This window comes from Allobosea sp. BH3, assembly GCF_025499465.1.
Classification (GTDB): domain Bacteria; phylum Pseudomonadota; class Alphaproteobacteria; order Rhizobiales; family Beijerinckiaceae; genus Allobosea.
This window is the reverse complement of the sequence record NZ_JAIMCA010000012.1, coordinates 2,501-5,647: the sequence shown is the minus strand read 5'-3', so window position 1 is coordinate 5,647 and position 3,147 is coordinate 2,501. Positions and strand designations below refer to the sequence as shown.

Here is a 3,147-nt window from a genome sequence, read left to right as displayed (position 1 = left end):
ACGCTGTTTGAAAATTGAAGACAGAAAGAGAAACGTGGACGGCGGGGTTCTTGCGGACTTGCCTTCGGGCAAGTCAAACGAGACTTCGGTGTGCTGCGTTTTACAAGAGCCATCGCTGGTTGCTTAGGTGAAAGCTTAGGTAATCAAGCAATGACTCCGTCAATACGCAGTGCGATGCCGGAACAAAATCTCATCCAATCTGAGAGTTTGATCCTGGCTCAGAGCGAACGCTGGCGGCAGGCTTAACACATGCAAGTCGAACGGGCACTTCGGTGCTAGTGGCAGACGGGTGAGTAACACGTGGGAACGTACCTTTCGGTTCGGAATAATTCAGGGAAACTTGGACTAATACCGGATACGCCCTTCGGGGGAAAGATTTATCGCCGATAGATCGGCCCGCGTCTGATTAGCTAGTTGGTGAGGTAATGGCTCACCAAGGCGACGATCAGTAGCTGGTCTGAGAGGATGATCAGCCACATTGGGACTGAGACACGGCCCAAACTCCTACGGGAGGCAGCAGTGGGGAATATTGGACAATGGGCGCAAGCCTGATCCAGCCATGCCGCGTGAGTGATGAAGGCCTTAGGGTTGTAAAGCTCTTTTGTCCGGGAAGATAATGACTGTACCGGAAGAATAAGCCCCGGCTAACTTCGTGCCAGCAGCCGCGGTAATACGAAGGGGGCTAGCGTTGCTCGGAATCACTGGGCGTAAAGGGCGCGTAGGCGGACTTTTAAGTCGGAGGTGAAAGCCCAGGGCTCAACCCTGGAATTGCCTTCGATACTGGAAGTCTTGAGTTCGGAAGAGGTTGGTGGAACTGCGAGTGTAGAGGTGAAATTCGTAGATATTCGCAAGAACACCAGTGGCGAAGGCGGCCAACTGGTCCGATACTGACGCTGAGGCGCGAAAGCGTGGGGAGCAAACAGGATTAGATACCCTGGTAGTCCACGCCGTAAACGATGAATGCCAGCCGTTGGGGAGCATGCTCTTCAGTGGCGCAGCTAACGCTTTAAGCATTCCGCCTGGGGAGTACGGTCGCAAGATTAAAACTCAAAGGAATTGACGGGGGCCCGCACAAGCGGTGGAGCATGTGGTTTAATTCGAAGCAACGCGCAGAACCTTACCAGCTTTTGACATGTCCGGTTTGATCGGCAGAGATGCCTTTCTTCAGTTCGGCTGGCCGGAACACAGGTGCTGCATGGCTGTCGTCAGCTCGTGTCGTGAGATGTTGGGTTAAGTCCCGCAACGAGCGCAACCCTCGCCCCTAGTTGCCATCATTAAGTTGGGAACTCTAGGGGGACTGCCGGTGATAAGCCGCGAGGAAGGTGGGGATGACGTCAAGTCCTCATGGCCCTTACAGGCTGGGCTACACACGTGCTACAATGGCGGTGACAATGGGCAGCGAAAGGGCGACCTCGAGCTAATCCCAAAAAGCCGTCTCAGTTCAGATTGCACTCTGCAACTCGAGTGCATGAAGGTGGAATCGCTAGTAATCGTGGATCAGCATGCCACGGTGAATACGTTCCCGGGCCTTGTACACACCGCCCGTCACACCATGGGAGTTGGGTTTACCCGAAGGCGTCGCGCTAACCGCAAGGAGGCAGGCGACCACGGTAGGCTCAGCGACTGGGGTGAAGTCGTAACAAGGTAGCCGTAGGGGAACCTGCGGCTGGATCACCTCCTTTCTAAGGTAGAGGACTTCACGAGGCTTGCCTCGTATCGACCTCTCTTCAGAACAAAGGGACCAGATCAGGTCCCGACATGCGGAACTTCGCCGTCTTCGTTTCTCTTTCTCTTTCCGGGCGAATGCGCTGGATCGGTCCAACCTTTGATGGTTGATAAGATCGGTCGCGTATTCTGGGCCAAGCCAGGCTTTGGCCGGTCGATCTTGGGATCGATTTGCCTTGGGCCTGTAGCTCAGTTGGTTAGAGCGCGCGCTTGATAAGCGTGAGGTCGGAGGTTCAAATCCTCCCAGGCCCACCAGTCATCGAGCGCCGATCTGTCCGACGAGCAGCGGTTCTTTCGAGCTTTTGGGCTCGCAAGGCCGAACGGCCGCCGCGCCAAGTGGCGCGTTGCTTTACTCAAATGGGGCCATAGCTCAGTTGGGAGAGCGGTAGCTTTGCAAGCTTCAGGTCGTCGGTTCGATCCCGTCTGGCTCCACCAAATCCGGAAAGTCTTTAGTTTCGCCGCTGTCGCAAGACGGCTGGCGCTGCTGTTTGTCATTGTGAAGAGGGAATGTATTCGAGAGCTGCTCATCCTGCAGCATGCGAAATGTCCGACACCATCGGCTTTCGTTAAATCGGGTACATTCGGCAAGCATAATGGTCTTTCTGATCAAATGCTCTGCGTTTCGTTCCTTCGGGAATGTTCGCGGACATCGATCATGAGAACGATCAAGTGCCTTAAGAGCATTCGGTGGATGCCTTGGCGCTGAGAGGCGATGAAGGACGTGATACGCTGCGATAAGCCGTGGGGAGCTGCGAATGAGCTTTGATCCGCGGATTTCCGAATGGGGAAACCCACCTTCGATCTCTGTTATTCCAAGGACAGGTTACGGCCTGTGCTTGGGCCTGTCTTCGGACTAACAGAGATCATGAGAAGGTATTGAACTCTGAATACATAGGGGTTCAAAGCTAACCCAGGGAACTGAAACATCTAAGTACCTGGAGGAAAGGACATCAACGAGACTCCGTTAGTAGTGGCGAGCGAACGCGGACCAGGCCAGTGCCTGACTGTAAGTTACCGGAAGTGGTTGGGAAACCACGCATTAATGGGTGATAGCCCCGTACGGATCTGCGAACAGTTGGGACATGAGTAAGGCGGGACACGTGAAATCCTGTCTGAACATGGGGGGACCACCCTCCAAGCCTAAGTACTCCTCAGCGACCGATAGTGAACAAGTACCGTGAGGGAAAGGTGAAAAGCACCCCGACGAGGGGAGTGAAATAGCACCTGAAACCGAATGCTTACAAACAGTGGGAGCTCAAGGTTCGTCCTGGGTGACCGCGTACCTTTTGTATAATGGGTCAGCGACTTAATCTGACGAGCAAGCTTAAGCCGGTAGGTGTAGGCGCAGCGAAAGCGAGTCTGAACAGGGCGTTCAGTTCGTCGGATTAGACCCGAAACCGGGTGATCTAGCCATGAGCAGGT

At 54.4% G+C, this 3,147-nt stretch carries 1 protein-coding gene, 2 tRNA genes and 2 rRNA genes (1 of these 5 running past the window's edge); 4 read left to right on the top strand and 1 reads right to left on the bottom strand.

All coding sequences use genetic code 11. The features are described 5' to 3' along the window. The first annotated feature begins 195 nt into the window (after positions 1–195). From BoBH3_RS24450 to BoBH3_RS24440, 3 genes are all read left to right on the top strand, one after another. Positions 196–1,682, top strand: a 16S ribosomal RNA gene (locus BoBH3_RS24450). A 221-nt stretch (positions 1,683–1,903) separates the two neighbouring features. Continuing rightward, positions 1,904–1,980 (top strand) — tRNA-Ile (locus BoBH3_RS24445). Positions 1,981–2,084: 104 nt separating this feature from the next. Beyond that, positions 2,085–2,160: transfer RNA gene (locus BoBH3_RS24440), tRNA-Ala, on the top strand. On the opposite strand, the gene BoBH3_RS24435 is transcribed toward BoBH3_RS24440, so the two are convergent. Then, complete coding sequence (locus BoBH3_RS24435) at positions 2,126–2,263, bottom strand: hypothetical protein (RefSeq protein WP_262333470.1); 138 nt, start codon at positions 2,261–2,263, stop codon at positions 2,126–2,128. The genes BoBH3_RS24440 and BoBH3_RS24435 overlap by 35 nt on opposite strands. Before the next feature lie 125 nt (positions 2,264–2,388). Here BoBH3_RS24435 and BoBH3_RS24430 point away from each other — a divergent pair. Further along, positions 2,389–3,147: ribosomal RNA gene (locus BoBH3_RS24430) — 23S ribosomal RNA — on the top strand; it runs 2,058 nt beyond the window's last position. Together the 16S and 23S rRNA genes with 2 tRNA genes alongside form the textbook arrangement of a ribosomal RNA operon.

Bases quoted from the DNA above. Each gene is read 5' to 3' on its own strand.
- BoBH3_RS24435 (WP_262333470.1), bottom strand. From the start codon at position 2,263: ATGCTGCAGGATGAGCAGCTCTCGAATACATTCCCTCTTCACAATGAC.